A 24,268-nucleotide genomic window follows, 5' to 3' on the forward strand; every position below is an offset into this window, starting at 1 on the left:
TTTCGCTGCCGCTCGACTTGCATGTGTTAGGCTTGCCGCCAGCGTTCAATCTGAGCCATGATCAAACTCTTCAATTATATACAAAATTTTAATAAAACTAAAAATATAAATTTTATAAAAACAAATTTATAAATTCAAAACTCTTATAAAAGAGTGCCCTCAAAAGTTTTTTATAAATTTTTAAAGAACTATAAAACAACATTAACTATGTTACATATCAATTAAATAGTCAAGTTTTTTATTATTATAAATAATAAATTAAATTTTTATTTTATAAATAAATTTAAAATTTTGATTTAAAAAATAAAATTTAACTTTTTTTATATTTTTATTTTCTTTAGTATACAAAACAAAATTTTTTTTTGTATATAAAATTAATTTATTATAACTTATTAATTTACTTAATTTTAAAAAAATTTTTTTTTTAGAATCTAAAAAAATAGTATTACTAGGAAAAATTTCTTTTAATTCATTTATAATTAAAGAAAAATGTGTACAACCTAATATTATTGTATCTGGAAATATACTTAAATTATACCAAGAAATAAATATTTTTTTAATTTCATCTAAAATAATTTTATATCCTAATAATTTTTTTTCAGCTGAAAATATTAATTCTTGAGAAGATATAGTTTTTATTGTAAATTTATTATTTAAAAAATCAATTTTTTTTTTTATTTTTAAATTTTTTAATGTAGTTTTAGTTGCTAAAAAACCAATAACATTATTTTTAGTTTTTTTTATAGCTAAATTAATATCAGGAATAATTCCAATAATAGGAAAATTAAAATATTTTCTTATTTTAGGAAAACTAGAAACACTGGCTGTATTACATGCAATAATAGCTAATGAAATATTATGATGATCAGAAACTTTTTTTAAAATTTGTACTAAACGTTTAAAAATAAATTTTTTTGATTTATTCCCGTAAGGAAAATATTTGTTATCTAACAAATATATAAAATTTACATTTGAAAAAAATTTTTTAATGTAATTAAAAATAGAAATACCTCCTAAACCAGAATCAAAAATAAAAATTGTTATCTGTGATTCTAATAATATTTTATTCATAAAAAAATATCCTGATTTATTAATAAAATTAATATTTTATATTAATTAATATATATTATACAATAATTGTCATATATAAATAATTATGATTTATAATTTTAATTTTTAGTTAAATAATAAATATAGATAAATTATAAGATGAAAAAATTGATTTATTTAGATTACGCATCTACTACTCCTGTAGATAAAAGAGTTTTAAAAAAAATGAATGATTATTTTACTATAAATGGAATATTTGGTAATCCATCTTCTTATTCAAATATATTTGGTATAAAAGCAAAAAATGCTGTTGAAAAAGCTAGATCTGATATAGCTAATATAATAGGAAGTAAAGAAGAAGAAATAATTTTTACAGCTAGTGCTACAGAATCTATTAATTTAGCAATAAAAGGAATAATTACTAATTATAGTAATAATTATGATCAAAAAAATATTATTACAAGTATTAGTGAACATAAAGCTGTATTAGAAACTTGTAATTATATGAAAAAATTAGGAATTAAAATCATATACTTAAAAAATTCTAATATAGGTTCTATAGATTTAAATATTTTAGAAAAAAAAATTACAAATAATACTATTTTAATATCTATAATGCATATTAATAATGAAATAGGAACTATTAATAATATTAAATATATTGGAAATATTTGTAAACAAAAAAATATAATTTTTCACGTAGATGCTACTCAAAGTATAGGTAAATATAAGTTAAATTTAAAAAAAATAAATATTGATTTATTATCATTTTCTGCACATAAATTTTATGGTCCTAAAGGAATAGGTGTTTTGTATATAAGAAATAATAAAAAAAAATTTAAAATATCTCCATTAATTCATGGAGGAGGACAGGAAAAAGGAATAAGATCAGGAACTTTAGCTGTACACCAAATTATTGGTATGGCAAAAGCATTAAATATTTCTGTTAATGAAATTGATAAAGAAAAAAAAAGAATAAAAAAATTAAAAAAACAATTATGGGATGGAATTAAAAATATTAATGGTATATATATTAATGGAGATTTTAAAAATAGTTCACCATATATAATTAACATAGGTATTAAAGATATTTTTAATAAAATACTTATGATGGAAATGAAAAATATTGCTATTTCTTCTTCTTCTGCATGTATTTCAAATACACATACATCTCATGTATTAAAATCTTTAGGATTAACAGAAAAATTAATTCAAAGTTCTATACGTTTTTCTTTTGGACGATTTACTACAAAAAAAGAAATTTATTTTACAATTAAATATTTACATTTTATTGTTAAAAAAATTAGGAAAAATATTTAATAAAATATTTATTACTAATTAATAACAAATTTTTAAATTTTACTATTTTAGTATATTATATAATATGCACAGAAGTCGTATTAGTAGTTCCACTAGGTACTAATGCACCTGAAACCATAACAATAAAATCTCCTGATATAGCATATTTACTTGATATTGCTATTTTTTTACCTATAATATAAAAATCATCTGTTGATGATATTTTTTTAACAAGTTTAGGTATAATTCCTCTACTTAAAATAAGTTGTTTTGCAGTTTTTTTATTTGTAGTTAAAGCTAAAATAATAGCCTTAGGAAAATATTTTCTAATTGCTTTTGCTGATTTACCTAATTGGGTAGCTACAATTATTAATGGAGCTTTTAATTTTTCTGAAATTTCAACTGCACTACGACATATTGCATCAGTAATACTTATATCTATTGTATTATTATCATAATAATAAATTCTACTTGTCATAGTAATATCTGTTCTTTCACAAATTGTTGACATAATAGATACAGATTCTAAAGGATATTTTCCTTTAGCACTTTCTCCTGATAACATTACAGCATCTGTGCCATCTAAAATAGCATTTGCTACATCACCAGCTTCTGCTCTAGTGGGTCTAGGATTCTTTATCATAGAATCTAACATTTGTGTTGCAGTGATTACTATTTTTCCTAAACAATTACATTTTTTAATTATCATTTTTTGAGCAAAAATTACATCTTCTACAGGAATTTCAACTCCTAAATCTCCTCTAGCTACCATTATACCATCAGAAACATCTAAAATTTCATTAAAATTATTTAACCCTTCTTGATTTTCAATTTTTGCTATAACTTGAATATCGTCTCCTTTATATAATTTTAAAAATTTTTTTATTTCTATAATATCTTTTTTTTTACGAATAAAAGAAGCAGCAATATAATCTACTTTATTTTTACATGCAAAAATTAAATCATCTTTATCTTTTTCAGATAAAGATGGTAATTTAATAGAAATTCCTGGTAAATTAATACTTTTATTTTCTGATAATTTTCCATTATTTAATACTTGACATAATATTTGAGTATTATATATTTTTAATACTTGCATTGCTATTAATCCATCATCAATTAATATTTTATTTCCAATATTTATATCATTAACAAGATTAGGATAAGTAATAGCAACACATTTATTATTTCCAATAATTGATTGATCAGTTGTTAAAATAAATTTTTGTCCTGATTTTAAATATATATCTGTATTATCATATAATTTCATAGTACGTATTTCTGGTCCTTTAGTATCTAATAAAATTGCTACTTTTTGACCTGTTTTTTTTATAATTTTTTTTAAAGTATGAATTCTTTTTTGATGATTATAATGACTACCATGTGAAAAATTTAATCTTGCAACATTCATTCCTAAATTAAGTAGTTGAGATAAAATTTCTTTAGATTCAGAACTAGGACCTATAGTACAGACTATTTTAGTTTTTTTCATAAAATTAATATTCCTTATAAATATATTAAATTTTAAAATTTTTTGTAATTTTAAAGTAATTAAATTATATAATAATTTTAATTTTATAAAAATATTAAATCTAATTTTATTTTATTTTATCTTTTCTATTTAACTGAAATATAAATTTTATCAATTTTTTTTTAATTGTTTTTATAATAACATCAATCCCTTGTACTCTAGAAATAGTTAAATATCTATCAAAAGATAGTTTTTTAAAACATGATTTAATATCAAAATTAATAATTTCATAACAATTTTTTTTTTTATAAAAAATAAAAATCATTGTTAATAATCCCTTTACTATAGCAGAATCACTATCCCCTTTAAATGTTACATTTTTATTTTTATTAATTATTATAGAAATCCAAACATTACTTTGACAACCAGGAATAAAATTTTCAAAAGAATGTTGTTGTTGTGATAAAATAGGGATACTATTCCCTAATTCTATTATATAGAGATATTTTTCTTCCCAATTATTACAATTTTTAAAATTTATTTCAAGTTCATCTTTACTAGGTAAAGTATATAACATAGTTATCTATTAAATAAATTGTTTATATATGTTAATTTTTTTATAAAAAAATCAATATCATGAATATTATTATATATAGAAAAAGAAATTCTACACATTGATTTTACTTTAAAATGTTTCATAATAGGTATAGAACAATGATGTCCAGTACGAATAGCAATACCATATTGATCTAAAAAACATCCTATATCATAAGGATTATGTTTTCCTAAATTAAAAGAAATAATACCAATTCTATTAGAAGAATATTTTTCCCCAAAAATTTTAATATTTGAAATTTTATTTAACTTTTTTAAAGCATATTTTGTTAAAAATTTATTATGTTTAATTATTTCTTTTATATTAAAAGACTTAAACCATGATAATGCTACACCTAATCCTATAATACCAGATATATTAGGAGATCCTGCTTCAAATTTCCAAGGTATTTTCTCCCAAATAGGTCTATTTTCATATATATCTGTAATCATTCCACCACCACCTTGCCAAGGTGGCATCAATTTTAATATCTTTTTTATTCCATATAAAATACCGATACCAGTAGGACCAAAAATTTTATGTCCTGAAAAAACAAAAAAATCACAATTTAATTTTTGTACATCAATTTTTTTATTTGCAATTGCCTGTGCTCCATCAATTAATGTTAAAATATTATTTTTTTTTGCTAATTTAATAATTTTTTTAATAGGATTAATTGTTCCTAAAACATTAGAAATATACGTTATTGATATTAAACGAGTATTTTTATCAATTAAATTATTTAATTTATGTAATTTTAATTTTCCATATTTGTCTAATGGTATAATTTTTATATTAAATCCTATTTTTTTGGATAATATTATCCAAGGAATAATATTTGAATGATGTTCCATATCAGAAATAATAATGTTATTATTAATTTTAATATTATTAAAACCCCAAGTATTTGCAATAAGATTAATACTTTCTGTAGTACTTTTTGTAAAAATTATTTCTTCATCATATTTTGCATTAATAAATTTTGATATTTTATTACGTATTTTTTCCATTTTATTTGTTGCATTTATACTTAAACTATATATGCCTCTATTAACAGAAGAATATTCATTTTTATAGAAAAAATTTAATGCAGAAATTACTTTTTTGGGTTTATGTACAGTAGCTGCATTATCTAAATAAATAAATTTATTACCATTAATTTTTTTAGATAAAATAGGAAATTGTTTTCTAATATCTATTATATTAAAATTCATTAAAAAAGTTCTCTATAGAGAAATAACATGATATATAATTAAAAATTTTATTTCTTATTAAATCAATATTACAAATATTTTTTAGAGAATCTAGTATAAATGCTGTAACTAATATATTATATGATTTTTTAAAATTTATTCCTCTAGTTCTTAAAAAAAAAATTTGTTTAGAATCTATTTTTCCTGTAAATACACCATGTTTACATTTTACATTATTATTTAAAATATCTAATCCAGGTTGTATATTTATTTTTGATAAATCACTTAATAGTAAACTACTATAGTTAACTTGTCCATCCGTTTTTATTGCACTTTTATTTATTTTTATCAAACCAATTAAATTTATTATAGCTTTATTTAAAGTAATTGCTTTATGAATTTGATTACTATAACAATTATGTCCCTTATGCTCTAAATAATTATTAATATTCATTAAATTATTATTTTTAGCAAATAATATGCTTTCATATATGAATTTAGATTTATTTCCTATACATTGAAAATTATTATTTTGATTCATAAATTTATTAGACATAAATAAATCATATTTTTTAAAAAAAACATTATTATATAAATAATATTCATTATTAATAAAATTATAATTTTTATTATTATTTTCATTAGTAATAAATTGATAATATTCTAATGTAGAATTATTATTTAATAATATAGTATTATATATATTATTAAAACATAATATATCATTATTAATATGATGTTCTAATATAATGATGTTATGAATATTACTATTTATATATATATAATTCCTGTAATTAGACATAAAAATTTGATTATTATTTTTATTACCACAGTTAAAATATATTATATAAAGTGGTTTAATATTTTTAATATTATTATTAATATTAATATGTATAATTTCTTTTGTAAGAGATTCAGATAAATAAGTATAAATATTATTTTTAACAAAATTATTTATATAAAAAATATTATTATATTTATCTATAGTTATTTTGTAATATGGATTTTTTATATCACTAATATTTTTATCTAATCTTCCATTAATAAAACATAATAAAATAGCATCTACTTTAAACATAAAATTTTTTAATATGTTCTTGTTTAAGAAGAATTTTTGAGAATTTTTTATAAATTTATTATTTATATTTTTAAAAAATTTTTTTTGAAAATCATCATATTTTTTTTGTTTTAATAAAAATTTTAACTTTAACCAATTTTTTTCTGATACATTAGAAAAATGATGTTTTGTATGATTTTTATAAATATTTTTTAATTGATTATAAATATTATTTTCCATTAATCCATCCATCGTACCCATGATTTTCTAATTGGGAAATAATATTAAAATTTCCTGATTTAATAATTCTTTTATTATAAAGAATGTGAATATAATCAGGATTTATGTAATCTAAAATACGTCGGTAATGTGTAATAATTAAGAAAGATCTTTTTTCATTTTTCATTATATTAATTATTTTAGATACAATTTTTAGTGCATCTATATCTAATCCTGAATCAATTTCATCTAAAATACATAAATCAGGTTCTAAAACAAACATATAGAATACATCATTAATTTTTTTTTCACCTCCAGAAAAACCTACATTAACAAAACGTTGAAGAAAATTTTTTGATTTTTCTAAAATTTTCATTTTTTTATTAATAATTTTTTTATAAGTAAATCTATCTAATTCTTTTTTTTTTTTATGTTTTATTATTGCTTTTAAAGAATTATATAAAAAAATATCATTACTTACTCCTGGTATTTCAATAGGATATTGAAAAGATACGAATATTCCTTCTCTAGCTCTAATTTCAGGTTTCATATATAATAAATTTTTATTTTTAAAATATATTTCTCCTTTAGAGATATTATATTCTGTTTTACCAGCTAATACATATGATAAAGTACTTTTTCCTGAACCATTAGGTCCCATAATTGCATGAATTTCTCCAGGATTTATAGATAAATAAAATTTATTTAAAATAACTTTATTATTTATATCAACATGTAAATTTTTTATTTTTAACATAATTTTTCTATGTTTAGTATTATTAAAAATATAATTTTATCCTATACTATTTTCTAAATTAATAGATAATAATTTTTGTGCTTCTACAGCAAATTCTAAAGGAAATTTATTAAAAATTTCTTTACAAAATCCATTAATAATAAGAGAAATAGCATTTTCGATATCTAATCCTCTTTGTAAGCAAAAAAATATTTGTTCTTCTTCAATTTTAGAAGTCGTAGCTTCATGTTCAACTTGTGAAGTATTATTTCGTATATTTAAAATAGGATATGTATGTGTACTACATTTAGTGCCAATTAAAATTGAATCACATTGAGTAAAATTACGAGAATAATAGGATGATTTATCAATATAAACTAATCCACGATATGTATTTTTACTATTTTCTGTAGAAATACTTTTTGAAATAATTGTTGATTTTGTATTTTTACCTATATGAATCATTTTAGTGCCAGTATCAGCTTGTTGATAACCATTTGTTAAAGAAATTGAAAAAAATTCTCCAATAGAATTATCTCCTTTTAAAATAACACTAGGATATTTCCATGTAATTGCTGATCCTGTTTCTGATTGTGCCCATGACATCTTACTATTTTTCCCTTTACATATTGCTCTTTTAGTAACAAAATTTAAAATTCCTCCTTCTTGATTTATTTTTCCACCACCAGGAAACCAATTTTGTACAGTTGAATAATTTACTTGTGCATTTTTATGTATAAAAACTTCAACTACAGCAGCATGTAGTTGAGAATTTTTTCTAATTGGAGCAGAACATCCTTCTATATAATTTACATAACTATTTTCTTCAGCAATTAAAATAGTTCTTTCAAATTGTCCGATATTTTTTTCATTAATTCTAAAATAGGTAGATAGTTCTATAGGACAATGTATATTTTTAGGAATATAAATAAAGGTACCATCAGATGCTACAGCTGCATTTAAAGATGCAAAAAAATTATCATTAGCAGGTACTACTGAACCTAAATATTTTTTAACTAAATCTGGATAATTTTGTATCGCATCATTTAATGAACAAAAAATTATTCCTTTTTTTAATAATTTATTTTTATTTGTTGTAATAACTGAAACAGAGTCAAAAATAGCATCAATAGCTATTAAATTATTATCTTTTGTAGGAATATGTAATTTATTAAATGTTTCTTTTACTTCATCTGTAAAATATTTATTTTTAATATTATTATTTTTTTTAGATTGATATAAAGGAGCAGAATAATAAATATATTTTTGATAATTTAATTTTTTATAATAACCATTTAACCAATGAGGTTCTTTTTTTTTAATCCATGAATAATATCCTTTTAGTCTAAAATTTAACATCCATTTAGGTTCATTACGCATACTAGATATTTGATATATTGTTTCCAAATTAATTCCAGGAATAAATTTATTATTTTTTAATTTAGTAATAAATCCTTCTTTATAATCTTTTTTAAAATATTTTAAATTATTTTCATTCATTTGATTAATTCTTTTTATAATTAATATTAAAACTTTTTTTACACCCACAAAATTGTTTTATTTTATTATTAGTAAATTGAAAAGATTCATGAAAATTATTTTTTATAAAATCAATAATAGTTCCATCTAAAAAACAAAGATCTTTATTATCTAAATAAATAAATATATTTTTTTTTTTAAAATAAATTTCATAATTAAATAATTTTTTTATTAAAATAACCTTATACTTAAACCCCAAACAACCAGATTTTTTTAAAAATATTTTTATTCCTTTATGATCTTTGTTTTTTTTCATTATTTGATTTATTTGTAAAAATGCAGATTTTGTTACATACAAACCCTTGTAATTATATTTTTTATCACAAATAAAATGTATCAATTTTTTTTCTATTAACATTATAATAACCTAAAAATATAATTATTAACATATATTAATATATTAAAAATTAAAATAATTAAATATAATTTAATTTAATATATAAAATAAATATGTTGAAAAAATTTAATTTTTAAAATAAAAATTTTTAATAAAATTATTATTTCATAATATTTTTTAATGAAAAATCTTTTACACGAAATTTTAATAAAAATAGTATAAATATATATAATAAAAAAATTAATAAACAAATACTTGATAAGCAAAAAATACGTATTTTAAAAGGAGATAAAATTAACCATTTTTCAGAAATTATTTTTGAAATAAATAATAATATTATACTTAAAAAAATTGTAATTATAGTAATACGAAAAAAAAAATTTAACCATCCTACTTCTGGTTTATATATATTTTTTTTAATTAATGTATTAAATAATAAAATAACATTTAAAAATGCTGCAAAACATATAGATATAGAAAATCCTATATGATGTAAAAAAAATATAAATATAGGACTAATTATTTGGCTAATAATTAAAACAAATATAGCAATTTTAACAGGAGTTTTGACATCTTGTCTTGCATAAAATCCTATTGATAATACTTTAGCTATTATTAAAAAAATTAATCCTAGTGAATATATAATAATATTTTTTTGTGTCATTAAAACATCAAAATATGTAAATTCTCCATATTGAAATAAAGAAATTAATAATGGCTTAGATAAAAAACCTAAAATTAATGAACTAGGAATTATTAATAAAAAACATAAACGTAATCCTATATCCATTAATTTATTATATTCCTTTTCTTGATTTTGTGTAAAAGCATCAGTTAATGCAGGTAATAATACTATAGTTAATGCTATTCCAAACATACTTATAGGTAATTCCATTAAACGGTCTGCATAATAAATCCAAGTAATAGATCCTGTAATTAAAAAAGAAGAAAAAGCAGAATTAATTAATAAAGATACTTGTACAGCAGTAACTCCAATAATAGCAGTACCCATTTTTTTTAAAACTCTTAATACACCTGAATCAAAAGTCTTAAAATTAGGTAATATTAACATATTTAATTTTTTTAAATAAATTAATTGATAAAAAATTTGTAATAATCCTCCAATTATAACTGCCCATACTAAAATTAATATTGGAGGTTGTAAAATTTTAGGAAATATTATTATTAATAATATCATACTTAAATTTAATAAAACAGGAGTAAATGCTGGTACAAAAAAATTTTTCCAAATATTTAAAATTGAACTAGCTAATGATGATAAAGATATAAATAAAATATAAGGAAATGTCATTTTTAATATCTTAGATGTAAGTTTTAATTTAAAATCTGTATTTACAAATCCTGGAGCAATAATAGAAATAATTAAAGAAGAAAATATTATTCCAAAAAAAATTATTATAGAAAGTATTATTATTAACATACCTAATGTAGAAGCAATAAAATTTTTAGTATCTTTTTTACTTCTTTTATTTTTATATTCAGCTAATATAGGAGTAAATGCTTGAGAAAAAGCTCCTTCAGCAAATATACGCCTTAATAAATTAGGTAATTTAAATGCTATAAAAAAGGAATCACTATAAATTCCAGCACCAAAAACTTTTGCAATAAGACTATCTCTAATAAAACCTAATAATCTAGAAAATAATGTTATTATACTAACTGTGGTTAATGATTTTAATAAATTCATATAATTCCTAAAAATAATAGTTTATTATATAAATAAATTATTTTTATAAAAAATTCAATAAAATAAAAATTTTTCTTACGTAAATAATTAGTTACAAATTGTTTTTTTGAATTAAATATTAAAATATTTATTTTTATAGGTAAAATTAAATGAATATAAAAGAAATATCTAGAGCAAAACTTCCAACAAAATGGGGGAAATTTATTATGATAGGTTTTGAAGAAAAAAATACTAATAATAATCATATTGCTTTAGTATATGGAATAAAAAAAATATATAAAAATTCAATTATTTTAACAAGAATTCATTCAGAATGTTTAACAGGAGATACTTTTTTTAGTTTACGTTGTGATTGTGGTTTACAATTAGAATCAGCATTAAAAAAAATTTCTAAGGAAAATTGTGGAATATTAATTTATCATAGACAGGAAGGAAGAAATATTGGTCTTTTAAATAAAATTAAAGCATACAATTTACAAGATAAAGGATTAGATACTATAGAGGCAAATTATGAATTAGGTTTTAATTCAGATGAAAGAAATTTTATTTCTTGTATTAATATATTAAAAATATTAGGTATTTTAAATATTAAATTACTTACTAACAATCCTTATAAAATAAATATTTTAAAAAAAAATGGTATAAATGTTATATGTAGAATACCACTAATTACTGGATATAATATTAAAAATTATAAATATTTGAAAACTAAAAAAATAAAATTAGGACATTTATTATAATAATATTTATTAAAATTTGAAGAAATTTTTTATATATTTCAACAAATTTTTTAAAACTAAAATTTGTTTATTATAAAGTTCTTTTTGTAATAATTTTTTAATTTTATAATTATAGTTATTAAAAAATTTTTTATTAAAAATATTTTTTATATATATATTCCATGTTTTTTTTTCTATTTTACTTAATGTAAATGGAAAATTTCTTGCTTTATATTTAAATAATAATATATTAGCTCTTATATCTTTAAATATAAATTCATTTAAATTAATAATAGTTTTTTTTTTATTATGTATTTTTTTAAATTTAAATAAATCTTCATTTGAAAAAAAATTTTTATATAATTGTTCATCAACATTATAAATATTTGTTTCTTCATTTTTTTGTTTAAAATTTAAAAAAATATATTTTATTATCTTTTTTATTTTAAAAAAATTTTTTTTTAAAATAAAAAAATTTTTTATATAAAATATAATTTTAAATTTTAAACGTTTAAGATCTTGTTTTTTTAAAATATTTAATGAAAGTATTAAAGGAAATTTATTTAAATTAATAAATTGTATGTACGAAAAAATATTTTTTTTATATATTTGTTTATTTTTTATAATTTGTAAAAAATCATATACATTATTTATTAAATTAAATGAAATTAGTATATTTTTATTTTTTGGATGCCAAAATAAGGGAGTAATACAACTTATATTATTATTTTTATTTTTATAAATACTACTAATATGAATAAAAATTTGGATTTTAGATAAATCTATTTTTTTTATTAATTCCTTTTTATTTCTATATTTTAAAAAATATTTATATAATAATGGTTGTTTTTTTTTAATTAATTTAGTTATAGATATTGTAGTATAAACATCAGATAATGCATCATGAGCATTTTTATTATATAAATTTTTTATATTATTTAAACTAGCAATTTTTTCAAGATTAAATATTGGAATATTATTTTTTTTAGGCCAATTAATACCATCTGGTCTTAATACATAACAAGCTCTAACTAAAGATAATATATCCCAACGACTATTATTATTTTTCCAAAACCAACTATATGGATCATAAAAATTACGATAAAATAAAAATCTACTAAATTCATCATCAAAATTAATATTATTATAACCTAAAATACAAGTATTAGGTAATGAAAAAATTTTATTAATATTACTAGCAAATTCACATTCTGTTTGACCTTTTAAATTAATTAAATCAAGACTAATATTATGAATAATCATAGATTTGGGATCAGGTAAGTAATCATTAGATAATTTACAATAAAGTATTATAGGTTTACCTATAATTTTTAAATTAATATTAGTACGTATACAAGCAAATTGAGCAATTCTATCTTTAATAGGATTTAATCCAAAAGTTTCATAATCATAAAATAAAAAATTAAATTTTGATTTTTTTTTTATTAACATAGTATATAATAATATTATAGTATTAAAATTATAACAATAATTATTATCTTAATTATTATGGTGAGATGGCCGAGTGGTCTAAGGCGCATGCCTGGAAAGTATGTATATGGAAACGTATCAAGGGTTCGAATCCCTTTCTCACCAAAAAATATGTTTGTTTTGTGTAAAATAATTAATATTAATTTTATTATTATTATTTATGAGAGAAGTATGTTAAATAAAAACATAATTAAAATAATAAATTATTATAATTATATTCTTAAGTTTTTTTATTGAATGGAAAGCTTTTTATTGTTATTACAAGGAAAGGGAATGCTTACTCATAAAAAAATTTTATTTATTACTGTAGATTATTTTTAATTAACTATTATTTTATATAGGTAAAAAATATAGTAAAAAATTTTTATTTTTTTAAAAAAATTATAGATATAAAATTAAAAAATATCACACTATTATCATTAAATATCCATATATATTTATTATTACAAAATTTATTTATGATTTTAGATTATTATTAAGTCTTATCATTATAGATATTTTTTTGGGAAGATTATTTACAATTTTATTAGACATTTTACTAATTTTATTAAATATTTTATATATTTTTTTATTATTTATAATACTTAAATTTATTTATAAAATTAAAATTAAAAAAAAATATTTTTGATATATAAATTATATGTTTAATATTTTGTTAAATATATTTTTTAATAATTTGAATTATTAATTCAGGATAAAATCCTAAAAAAACGGTTATTATAGCTAAAAATAACATTAATTTTTTAATAAAAATAAAAAAATTATTATTTTTAATTGTATTTAAATAAATATTTTTGTTTATTTCAGATGGAATTAAATACATACTAATAATTATACGTAAATAATAATATAATCCTATAGTACTTCCTAAAATAATAATACTAGTTAGATACCATAATTTAATTTTTATACTTAATATTATTAAATAAAATTTAGATATAAAACCAATTGTAATTGGAATACCAGCTAAAGATAATAACATTATTGTTAATATAATAGTTAATGTAGGATCATACCAAAATAATCCACGATAATAATATATTTTATCTATATTTTTATCCTTAAGATTAAAACTTGACAATATACTCATAATTCCTAAAATACTAAAATTACTAATTATATAACTAATAATACATATACTCATCATTTCTAATGAAAATGTATGTGTGACATATATTTGATTATAAATTAAAATTACAAACATATATCCCATTTGAGCTATAGAAGAATAACCTAATATACGTTTAATATTGTTTTTTGTAATAGCAGCCATGATATTACCAAATATTATTGATAATATTGATAATATAATTAATATTTTATAGAAAAAAAATCTATTATAGTTAATTTGTGAAAAATATATTAAAAATTTCACTAAAAATATAAAAATAGCTGATTTACTAAATGTAGTTAAAAAAATTGTTACAGGCATTGATGAACCTTGATATACATCAGGAGTCCATAAATGAAAAGGTACTATTGATAATTTAAATCCTAAACTTATTAAAATTAAAAATATTCCAATTAAAGATAAATATTTGATTAAATATATATTATTATAAGAATAATGATTAATTAAATAAATAAAATTTAGATTACCATAATCTAAATAAATAAAAGATATCCCAAGTATTAAAAATGATGATGATATAGTAGATAAAATCATATATTTAATACTGGCTTCTAACGAATATTTTGATCTAATATCATAACTTATTAAACCACATATAGGAATAGATATTAATTCAATTCCCATTAACATGGTAATAAAATTATTTGCATTAATTAAAACCATACTTCCTATAGTAGATATTATTATTAATAAATAAAATTCGTCTTTATTATATTTTAAAAAAGATAACCAAATATATGATATTAAACAAATTAAAATATTATTAATTATTAATAAAATATTATAAAAAAATGAATAATTATCTTTAAAAAATAAATAATTTTTTGAAAAATTAATATTTTTTGTATAAATAATAGATATTATTGTTAATATAAATCCTAAAATTGTAATAATTAAACTTGTTAAATTATCTCTTTTAATTGATATTTTTATTAATAAAATAATTGATAATAAAACCATAATAATAAATGGTATTAACAGTACTAGTAATTTAGTCATAAATAAATTCTATTTTTTAAATAAATTTTTTAAACTATAAAATAATTTTCTTATTTGTAATTAAATAATCCTATTTAATATACTATTAATAGTATTATTTGATATATTTAAAATAAGTTGTGGATAAAATCCTATAATTAATAATAAAATTATAAGTATAAAAAGAATAATTTTTTCTCTAAAAAATATGTCATGTGTTAAAATTAATATTTTAGTTTTAGGTCCATAAAAAATTTTTTGTATCATATTTAAGGAATAAATACTAGAAAATAATAAACTAAATGTTGCAATAGTAGCATAAATTGGATAATGATTAAAAATACCTAATAAAATTAAAAATTCTCCTATAAAATTTCCTGTTCCAGGAATACCAATACTTGCTAAAGCAAAAAATAAAAATGATCCTGGTAATATATTTATATAATTCCATATACCTCCCATTAATTTAATATTTCTAGTTTTTAATCTTTCATATATTTGTCCACAAAGAATAAATTGAGCAGATGCACAAATACCATGAGATAACATTTGTATAATAACCCCTTGATAAGCTAATTTATTACTACTATAAATTCCTATTAAAATAAATCCCATATGAGATATAGAAGTATATGCTATAATTTTTTTTATATCGGTTTGTGTACAAGCCATTAAACATCCATAAAATATACCTATTATACCTAATGGTATAGCAATAAAAGCAAATTTTGAAGATGATATTGGAAATAATGGTAAAGTAAATCTTAATAAACCATAAGCTGCTGTTTTTAATAAAATACCTGCAAGATCTACAGATCCAGCTGTTGGTGCTTGACTATGAGCATCTGGTAACCATCCATGAAATGGAATTATAGGCATTTTTATTGCAAAAGAAATAAAAAAAAATAACATCAATAAAAATTCTGTTTTTAAATTTAAATTATTATTTAATAAAATATTATAATTAAAAGTTAATTTTCCTGTTATTGTTTGATTGAAAAATACTAATAATAAAATTCCTAATAACATTAATAATCCACTAGATTGTGTATAAATAAAAAATTTAGTAGCTGCTTTAATTCTACTATAACCTTTTTTAATATCTTTATGTCCCCATAAAGATATTAAAAAATACATGGGTATTAACATAATTTCCCAAAATAAAAAAAATAAAAACATATCTATGGATAAAAATACACCAATTACACTACTTAAAATCCATAATAAATTTAAATGAAAAAATCCATGCCATTTTTTTATTTCATTCCAAGAACATAAAACTGCCATTATACCCAGTAATCCAGTAAGATTAATCATTAATAATGATAATCCATCTATAGCTAGATGGAAATTTATACCAAAACGAGGAATCCAATTAAAAACAAATTCTGATATCCATAAAGGATGTAATAATATTTTTTGATTAAAATAATTTAAATTTAAAATATATTCAAAAATTGATAAAATAAAAATAAAACTAATAGAAATTAAAGAAATCCAACGAGGTATTTTAAAGTTTATTTTTTCACTTTGCCAACAAATAATACCACTAATAAAGGGAATTAATATTAACCATGGTAATAACATAAATAAAATTTCCTAATTATATTTTAATAATTTTATATATATATTTAAATTTTTAAAGTATTAATAATTAATAATATTTATGATTTAATATTATTAAATATAAAAATATTAAAAATAATCCCAAATACATCAATGACATATACCAACGTATATATCCATTTTCACTTATTAATAATATTTTTCCTATTTGATTTATTGTATTTATTACTAAAAAATTAATAAATTTTGAAATAGGATCATTTTTTATAATGGATAATATTTTTATAAAATTATTAACAAAAATTTTTTTATAAACAAAATCAATATAACATCCATTTAAAAAAAAATGGTTTATAAAAAAAAGTTTATTAAAATAATTTTTAGTAATTTTTTTAATAAAAATAATATTTTTACTATAAAACATATATAATAAGAAACTTATTATAGATATAATTATAGATATTATTTGCATGATAAAATAATAATTATGATTAATTAGTAATATTTTATTAGGTAATAAAAAATTATTTTTTATAGGTAATAATTTTATTCCTATAAAACTTGACAATATACTTAATATAAGTAGAGGAAAATTATGTGTAAATTTATTATTACTATTTATGATGGTAAAAATAGTATTATTTTTTTTATAACAAATAATATAAATCAAACGTATAGTATATAAAGAAGTAAAAAAACTACCTATTATACTAATAATAAATAATAAATTATGTTGTTTCATTATAATTTCATAAAGAATTTTTTCCTTGGTAAATCCACTTATAGTTATAATAGGAAATGATAATAAAGATATTGAACCAAATAAAAAACAATAATATATAAAAGGAAGATATTTTTTTATTTTTCCTATTTTTAATATATTTTGCTCGTTTTTATATGAAAAAATAATAGATGCAACACATAAAAATAGTAATGCTTTAAAAAAAGCATGAGAAATTACATGAAATAAAGTTGCATGCCATGAATTAATACCTAATGCTAAAAACATATAACCAATTTGGCTCATAGTAGAATAAGCTAAAATACGTTTAATATTATTTTGTACTAATGCAGAACAACCAGACAATAATATGGTTATTGAACCAATTATACTAATTAAAAATAGTATATTACTGTTCATTAAAAATAATATATTATTACGTAAAATTAAATAAATTCCTGCTGTTACCATAGTAGCAGCATGTATTAAAGCTGATGCTGGAGTAGGCCCAACCATAGCATTTATTAACCAAGTATTTAAAGGAAATTGAGCAGATTTACCTATTGCACCTATAATTAACATTATAGATATTATTTTTAAATAATATGATTTATAATAAATATTAGATAATAAAATTAATGATGATATTTTAGAAAAATTTAAAGTATGAAATATTTGAAATATTAAAAATATACCAATAATTAAAAAAATATCACTAAAACGAGTAATTAAAAATGTTTTAATAGCGGATAATCCATTAAAAGTTTTTTCATGAAAAAAACCAATTAATAAATATGAACAAACACCAACTAATTCCCATCCAAAAAACATTAAAATAAAATTATCTGCTAAAATTAATAATGCCATACTTGCAATAAATAAATTTGTATATGCAAAAAACTTAGAATATTCTTCTTCATTTTTCATATACCAAATAGAAAATATATGTATAAAAAAACCTATCCATGTTGTAATAGATAACATAATTAAAGATAACATATCTAAATAAAGGCTTACATTAATATGTAAATTATCAATTTTTAACATTTGCCATAAAAATTGTCTATATGACAAAAGATTTTTATTAAAAAAGATGAATCCTATAATTAACGTAATAATTGAACTTATTCCTATAAAACTTACTCCAATTATTGAAATTTGAACTTTATTTAAATAATTTGAAAATAAAGATAGTATTAAAAAACTAATTAATGGCATTAAAATAATTAAAAAAAGGTATTTCATCCTTTCATCTCACTAATTGAATCAATATTAATTGTATTATTATAATAATATAATTTAATTAATAAAATTAAACTTATACAAGTTTCTATAGCTGATATACTTATTGATAAAATATACATAATTTCTCCTTCTGTTTGTTTCCAATAATTACCAGAAATTATACATGATAATGCAGCTATATTTATCATTATATCAGTAAAAATTAAAATATATAACATATTACGTCTAATAATTGTTCCTATTATTCCAATAACAAATATTATAACTATAAATGTTAAAACATGATGTAAAGGTATCATTTTTTTTTCTTTTTATGTTTAAAAAATTTTTAGTAAAAATATTAATTAATTTTTTGTTTTCCTATATGTAAAACAATAATTACACCAGATAATAATAATATTGAAATTAATTCTATAATAATTTTATATTGTGTAAATAAATTTATACCTATATTTTTAATATCAAGAAAATTATATAGTATATATTTTTTATTATATAAATTTTTAAAAATATAAAATGTAATTATTAAAAATAATAGAGTAAAAATTATAATAGTTATTATAAATGGTAATTTTTTAATTAAATAATATTTTTCTTCTGATTCAACTTTTTTATAATTTAATAACATTAAAACAAAAATAAATAGGATAATAATGGCTCCTGCATATATAATAATTTCTAATGCTCCTGCAAAATAATCACCTAAAAGAAAAAATATACATGATATTGAAATTAATGAAATTAAAAAATATATTAATGTATAAATAGGATTAACACTTATAATTATAAAACATGTAAAAATTATTGATATAAATTCCAATATATAAAATATTTTTTCCATAAAAACATACCTTTAATTTATATTATGGTAATATATTTTTAATATCTACTTCAATATCTGAATCTTTAGTAGATATTTTTTTTTTATTCAGAATATTCACTCCTGAAATATCATAGTAATCATAATTAGGATATTTTCCTTGATTATTAATTAATAAGTCATTTTTTTCATATATTAAGTTTTTTCTATTAAATTCACATAATTCAAAATCAGGAATTAATTGTATTGCACCTGTTGGACAAGCTTCCTCACAAAATCCACAAAAAATACATCTAGATATATTAATTCTAAAAAATAATGGATAAGATCTTCCATCTTTTTTTACTGCTTTTTTTAAAGTTATACAACCTACTGGACATACTACAGCACAAAGATCACAAGCAACACATTTTTCATTATTATTTAAATCAGATGTTAATATAATTCTACCTCTATATCTTGTTGGTAAATGAACTTTTTCTTCTGGATACATAATAGTTTCTCTTCTACTAAAAATATTTTTCCAGACTAAAAAAATACTTTGAATTTGACTCATTACATCAAAAAAAAATTTTTTTATATTCATTTTTTTATTTTTTAATAAATAATTATTTTAATGATACTATAAAAGCAGTAATAACTAAATTAATTAATGTTATTGGTAAACATATAAACCAACCAAAATGCATAATTTGATCATAACGTGGTCTAGGTAATGAAGCTCTTATTAAAATAAATAATATAATAAATATTATAGTTTTAATTAAATACCATATAATAGATGGTAAAAATGGTCCTAACCATCCGCCAAAAAATAAAATTACTATTAAAGATGAAAGTATAATAATACTAATATATTCTCCTATAAAAAATAATCCAAATTTCATTCCAGAATATTCAATATGATAACCATCAGCTAATTCTTGTTCTGTTTCTGGTTGATCAAAAGGATGTCTATGACACAATGCTATAGATGCTATAATGAAAGATAAAAAACCAAAAAATTGAGGTATTATATTCCAACAATATTTATATTGTTGATTGACTATATCAAATAAATTAAATGATCCAGTTTGACAAATAATACCCATTAATGATAAGCCTAAAAAAATTTCATAACTAATTATTTGAGCTACTCCTCTAATAGTTCCTAATAAAGCATATTTATTATTACTAGCCCAACCTGCAAATAAAATTGAATATACGGAGATACTCGCCATCATAAAAAAAAAAAGTATCCCAATATTTAAATTAGATATCATTATATAAGGAGTAATTGGTAATACGGCAAATACTGATAATAATGAATTAAAAGCAATCACGGGTGCTATATTAAATAATAATTTGTTAGAAAAATTAGGAGTCCAATCTTCTTTAAAAAGAATTTTTATCATATCTGCTAATAATTGTAAACAACCATATAACCCAACTCTATTAGGTCCATAACGATTTTGAAATAAAGCTAATATACGTCTTTCTATAAAACTTAAAAAAGCACCACTAATTATTAATATTATTAATATTAATAATGTTTTTAACATATATATTAATTCCATTGAATTTAAAAAAGAAAATAAAATCATTTTAATACCTTTATTTTTTCAATAGTTTTTCCTGAAAAAGATAATGGAATTTCTTTTATTCCTAGTGGCATACTAATCAAACCTTGATGTAAAAATTTTGAAATATAAGTTTTTAATATAAAAATATTATTTAAACAATATATTTTAACTAAATGATTATTTAAAATACCTAATTTTTTAGCATCTTTTTGATTAAAAAAGACATAATGATTATAGAAGTATTTTTGTATTAAAAAAGATTCTTGAATTAAAATCTTATTATAAAATAAATGATGATATGAAACAATTATTAATTTTTTAGAAATAGAAAATTTATTAAAATTATCTTTTATTTTAATCTTAATTTTATTATTTTTTTTTTCACGGATTTTAAATCCTGTAGGTCCATATTTTGATGAAATTCCTATTTCTTTTTGAAATTTATATAATGATTGTGAAGAATTTAATCCTGGATACCATAAAAATGGTAAATGTGTACAATTAATATTTGAATTATAATTTCCTTCCATAGAAAAATTAAATATAGTATCTTTATCTTTTGGTTGTTCTGGTTCATTAACACTACTATTAGATAATATTGATGTTCTTCCACTATAACGAATTGGTGATCTTGCAAATTTTCGATTATGTATTCTATAATTTGCTTTAGGAGCAGCTAAACTAATTCCATTAAGAATGGAAATATTTTTTTCACATTTTTTAATTACTTCATCTAAAGTAATACTATTATTTAAATTTTTTAATTTAGCATATATTTTATATATCCATTTCCAACTTGATTTTCTATTATTATTTTTATTATAAAAAGAAGGTTTATATACTTGAAAAAATCTCTGTGCTCTACATTCATTATTGATAACAGTTCCACTACTTTCCATAAAATTTGCTGTTGGTAATATTATATTTGCTTTTTTCATAGTTCTACTAAAAATATGATCTAATACGATTATATTAGGAATATTTTTAAAAAAATTATTTAATTTACTTTTTTCTTCATAAAAATATAAATCATTTTCTACAATAATAATTGTGTCAATAATTGAATTATTATTAGATAAATTATTTTTAATAAATATATCATCTAAAGATTTTCCATTTATTAATCCTAATCCCATACTATTTACCGTATTTAATCCATAAAATAAACCTGTATTTTTTTTTTTTTTATTAAGTGCTTGTGCTATAGCATAAGATGCAGATATTAATTCTAAAGAATTAGATCCTGTTCCCGAAATAATTAAAGGTTTTTTTGAATTTAACAAAATATTTTTTATTTCAATAATTTTATTTTTTAATGTTTTATCATATAAAAATATATTATTTTTTTTATTTTCATTATTTTCAATGTAATTTGCTAATGTAAAACCAAATTGAGATTGTTTAATTATAGTATTATAATAATTCCATGAAGAAATGTCATCTAAAATTGTCTTGTCAAGACTTGTTATAAATAATGAATTTGATGATTTATTGTTAATATTTAAAATTGCATCAGAATGCCAATAAGGAATATTTTTATTAAGTACATTTTTTTTCATTGCTTGTCTTACAGCTAAAGCTGCACGAGGATTTGTATTACTTAAATCTTCTCCTAAAATTAAAATTACATCATAATTTTCTATTTCTGATAAAGTTGGGAAATATATATTTGTATTTTGTAATATTTTTATTATATAATTAATTTGTTTTTTTTCACTTTCTAAAATACCTAAACAAAAATTTTTTTTTCCAACTAATTTTTTTAAAAGAAAATTACTTTCTATACTTGCTCTAGGTGAGCCTATACCAATAATTTTTTGAGATTTTAATATTAAGTTCGTAATTTTTTTAACAATTATATTTCTATTTAAAATAATTTTTTTGTTATAAATAATATTAATAGGATTATTTTTTAAATGAGTATAACCATAACCAAAATAACCTTTATCACAAAGAAAATAATGATTTATTTCTTCATGAAATCTATTTTGTATATTAGATAATATACCATAACGTTCTCCAACAAAAATATTACATCCTAATGAACAATGTTGACAAATACTAGGAGCATATTGAAGATCCCATTTTCTTGTAAAATTATTAATATAAGCTTTATCAGTAAATACTCCTGTTGGACAAATTTCAATTAAATTTCCAGAAAATGAATTTTCTAATATTCCATCATTATATCTTCCAAAATAAATATCATTTTTTGATGCAAAAACATTAAAATCTTTTCCACCAGCATAATTTTTATAAAATCTTACACAACGATAACACGTAATACAGCGATTCATTATATGAGATATAAAGGGACCTAAGTATTGGTTTTTATATTTTCTTTTAGGAAAAGTATATCTACGTATATTATGTTCCACCATAACAGTCATATCTTGTAGATGACAACTACCTCCTTCATTACAAATAGGACAATCATGAGGATGATTTAACATTAATAATTCAATAATTTTTTTACGAAAATTAATGATATCATTATCATTAATAATAATATATGATTCTTTAGAAGGTAAGGACATACAGGACATAATTATATGTCCTTTTTTTTTAGTATTATCATATTGTTTTATTGCACATTGACGACAAACACCTATACTTCCTAAAATAGGATGCCAACAAAAATATGGTATATTAAAACCTAAAGATAAACATATTTTTAATAAATTATCTTTTTTATTAACTTTATATAATTGATTTTCTATATGAATATTAATCATAATACATATTCCGTATATTAATTTACAATAAAAATACTTTATTGATAATAATTACAATGTTTAAATTTATTTATTTTTATATAAAAAATAATTAA

The 24,268-nt window shown here is 18.6% G+C and carries 20 protein-coding genes, 1 tRNA gene and 1 rRNA gene (1 of these 22 running past the window's edge); 3 read left to right on the forward strand and 19 right to left on the reverse strand.

Translation table 11 applies throughout. From position 1 onward, the window contains the following. Together GJT89_RS01740 and murI are read right to left on the reverse strand one after the other, a co-directional pair. Positions 1-77 (reverse strand): 16S ribosomal RNA (locus GJT89_RS01740) (it extends 1,565 nt beyond the left edge of the window). Between the two features lie 181 nt (positions 78-258). Beyond that, positions 259-1,071 (reverse strand): glutamate racemase, encoded by an 813-nt coding sequence (murI, locus tag GJT89_RS01745; protein WP_168894817.1) that lies wholly within the window; start codon positions 1,069-1,071, stop codon positions 259-261. Between the two features lie 138 nt (positions 1,072-1,209). Between murI and GJT89_RS01750 the strand changes: the two genes are divergently transcribed. Further along, positions 1,210-2,370 carry a cysteine desulfurase family protein gene (locus GJT89_RS01750; protein ID WP_168894818.1) on the forward strand — a complete coding sequence of 387 codons (1,161 nt, stop codon included), beginning with the start codon at positions 1,210-1,212 and terminating at the stop codon, positions 2,368-2,370. A 55-nt stretch (positions 2,371-2,425) separates the two neighbouring features. Here GJT89_RS01750 and pykF read toward each other — a convergent pair whose 3' ends face one another. From pykF to murJ, 8 genes are all read right to left on the reverse strand, one after another. Next, complete coding sequence (pykF, locus tag GJT89_RS01755) at positions 2,426-3,841, reverse strand: pyruvate kinase PykF (protein WP_168894819.1); 1,416 nt, start codon at positions 3,839-3,841, stop codon at positions 2,426-2,428. Positions 3,842-3,947: 106 nt separating this feature from the next. After that, positions 3,948-4,397 carry a cysteine desulfuration protein SufE gene (gene sufE, locus GJT89_RS01760; protein ID WP_168894820.1) on the reverse strand — a complete coding sequence of 150 codons (450 nt, stop codon included), beginning with the start codon at positions 4,395-4,397 and terminating at the stop codon, positions 3,948-3,950. 2 nt (positions 4,398-4,399) lie between these two features. Then, entirely contained in the window at positions 4,400-5,629 is a 1,230-nt protein-coding gene (locus tag GJT89_RS01765; protein ID WP_168894821.1) for a SufS family cysteine desulfurase, read from the reverse strand. Further along, positions 5,619-6,926 (reverse strand): SufD family Fe-S cluster assembly protein, encoded by a 1,308-nt coding sequence (locus tag GJT89_RS01770; protein ID WP_168894822.1) that lies wholly within the window; start codon positions 6,924-6,926, stop codon positions 5,619-5,621. The genes GJT89_RS01765 and GJT89_RS01770 overlap by 11 nt, the downstream gene beginning before the upstream one ends. After that, positions 6,895-7,641 (reverse strand): Fe-S cluster assembly ATPase SufC, encoded by a 747-nt coding sequence (sufC, locus tag GJT89_RS01775; protein WP_168894823.1) that lies wholly within the window; start codon positions 7,639-7,641, stop codon positions 6,895-6,897. Before sufC ends, GJT89_RS01770 begins: the two co-directional genes overlap by 32 nt. Before the next feature lie 36 nt (positions 7,642-7,677). Beyond that, entirely contained in the window at positions 7,678-9,120 is a 1,443-nt protein-coding gene (gene sufB / locus GJT89_RS01780; RefSeq protein ID WP_168894824.1) for a Fe-S cluster assembly protein SufB, read from the reverse strand. 4 nt (positions 9,121-9,124) lie between these two features. After that, positions 9,125-9,517 carry a HesB/IscA family protein gene (locus tag GJT89_RS01785; protein ID WP_168894825.1) on the reverse strand — a complete coding sequence of 131 codons (393 nt, stop codon included), beginning with the start codon at positions 9,515-9,517 and terminating at the stop codon, positions 9,125-9,127. A 139-nt stretch (positions 9,518-9,656) separates the two neighbouring features. Then, complete coding sequence (gene murJ / locus GJT89_RS01790) at positions 9,657-11,204, reverse strand: murein biosynthesis integral membrane protein MurJ (RefSeq protein WP_168894826.1); 1,548 nt, start codon at positions 11,202-11,204, stop codon at positions 9,657-9,659. A 149-nt stretch (positions 11,205-11,353) separates the two neighbouring features. On the opposite strand from murJ, the gene ribA reads away from it, so the two are divergent. Continuing rightward, a complete protein-coding gene (gene ribA, locus GJT89_RS01795) occupies positions 11,354-11,944 on the forward strand; it encodes a GTP cyclohydrolase II (protein WP_168894827.1) in 591 nt (196 codons plus the stop codon). A gap of 9 nt (positions 11,945-11,953) precedes the next feature. On the opposite strand, the gene sbcB is transcribed toward ribA, so the two are convergent. Then, positions 11,954-13,375 carry an exodeoxyribonuclease I gene (sbcB, locus tag GJT89_RS01800; protein ID WP_168894828.1) on the reverse strand — a complete coding sequence of 474 codons (1,422 nt, stop codon included), beginning with the start codon at positions 13,373-13,375 and terminating at the stop codon, positions 11,954-11,956. A gap of 59 nt (positions 13,376-13,434) precedes the next feature. Between sbcB and GJT89_RS01805 the strand changes: the two genes are divergently transcribed. After that, a tRNA-Ser gene (locus tag GJT89_RS01805) sits at positions 13,435-13,519 on the forward strand. A gap of 550 nt (positions 13,520-14,069) precedes the next feature. Here GJT89_RS01805 and GJT89_RS01810 read toward each other — a convergent pair. The 8 genes from GJT89_RS01810 to nuoG form a co-directional block, all read right to left on the reverse strand. Continuing rightward, on the reverse strand, positions 14,070-15,545 hold the full coding sequence (locus GJT89_RS01810) for an NADH-quinone oxidoreductase subunit N (RefSeq protein WP_168894829.1): 1,476 nt from the start codon (positions 15,543-15,545) through the stop codon (positions 14,070-14,072). A 60-nt stretch (positions 15,546-15,605) separates the two neighbouring features. Beyond that, positions 15,606-17,111 (reverse strand): NADH-quinone oxidoreductase subunit M, encoded by a 1,506-nt coding sequence (gene nuoM, locus GJT89_RS01815; RefSeq protein ID WP_168894830.1) that lies wholly within the window; start codon positions 17,109-17,111, stop codon positions 15,606-15,608. Between the two features lie 67 nt (positions 17,112-17,178). Further along, complete coding sequence (gene nuoL / locus GJT89_RS01820) at positions 17,179-19,056, reverse strand: NADH-quinone oxidoreductase subunit L (protein ID WP_168894831.1); 1,878 nt, start codon at positions 19,054-19,056, stop codon at positions 17,179-17,181. Then, positions 19,053-19,355 carry an NADH-quinone oxidoreductase subunit NuoK gene (gene nuoK / locus GJT89_RS01825; RefSeq protein ID WP_168894832.1) on the reverse strand — a complete coding sequence of 101 codons (303 nt, stop codon included), beginning with the start codon at positions 19,353-19,355 and terminating at the stop codon, positions 19,053-19,055. The genes nuoL and nuoK overlap by 4 nt, the downstream gene beginning before the upstream one ends. Before the next feature lie 41 nt (positions 19,356-19,396). Further along, a complete protein-coding gene (locus GJT89_RS01830) occupies positions 19,397-19,897 on the reverse strand; it encodes an NADH-quinone oxidoreductase subunit J family protein (protein ID WP_168894833.1) in 501 nt (166 codons plus the stop codon). A gap of 22 nt (positions 19,898-19,919) precedes the next feature. Continuing rightward, on the reverse strand, positions 19,920-20,432 hold the full coding sequence (gene nuoI, locus GJT89_RS01835) for an NADH-quinone oxidoreductase subunit NuoI (protein ID WP_425484087.1): 513 nt from the start codon (positions 20,430-20,432) through the stop codon (positions 19,920-19,922). A gap of 52 nt (positions 20,433-20,484) precedes the next feature. Next, positions 20,485-21,459, reverse strand: a complete 975-nt coding sequence (gene nuoH / locus GJT89_RS01840; RefSeq protein WP_168894835.1) for an NADH-quinone oxidoreductase subunit NuoH — start codon at positions 21,457-21,459, stop codon at positions 20,485-20,487. Further along, the gene (gene nuoG, locus GJT89_RS01845; RefSeq protein ID WP_168894836.1) at positions 21,456-24,173 is read right to left on the reverse strand and encodes an NADH-quinone oxidoreductase subunit NuoG; all 2,718 of its coding nucleotides are present in this window, start codon (positions 24,171-24,173) and stop codon (positions 21,456-21,458) included. The genes nuoH and nuoG overlap by 4 nt, the downstream gene beginning before the upstream one ends. Positions 24,174-24,268 lie beyond the last annotated feature (95 nt).

It is taken from the genome of Enterobacteriaceae endosymbiont of Donacia versicolorea (genome assembly GCF_012570965.1).
Classification (GTDB): domain Bacteria; phylum Pseudomonadota; class Gammaproteobacteria; order Enterobacterales; family Enterobacteriaceae.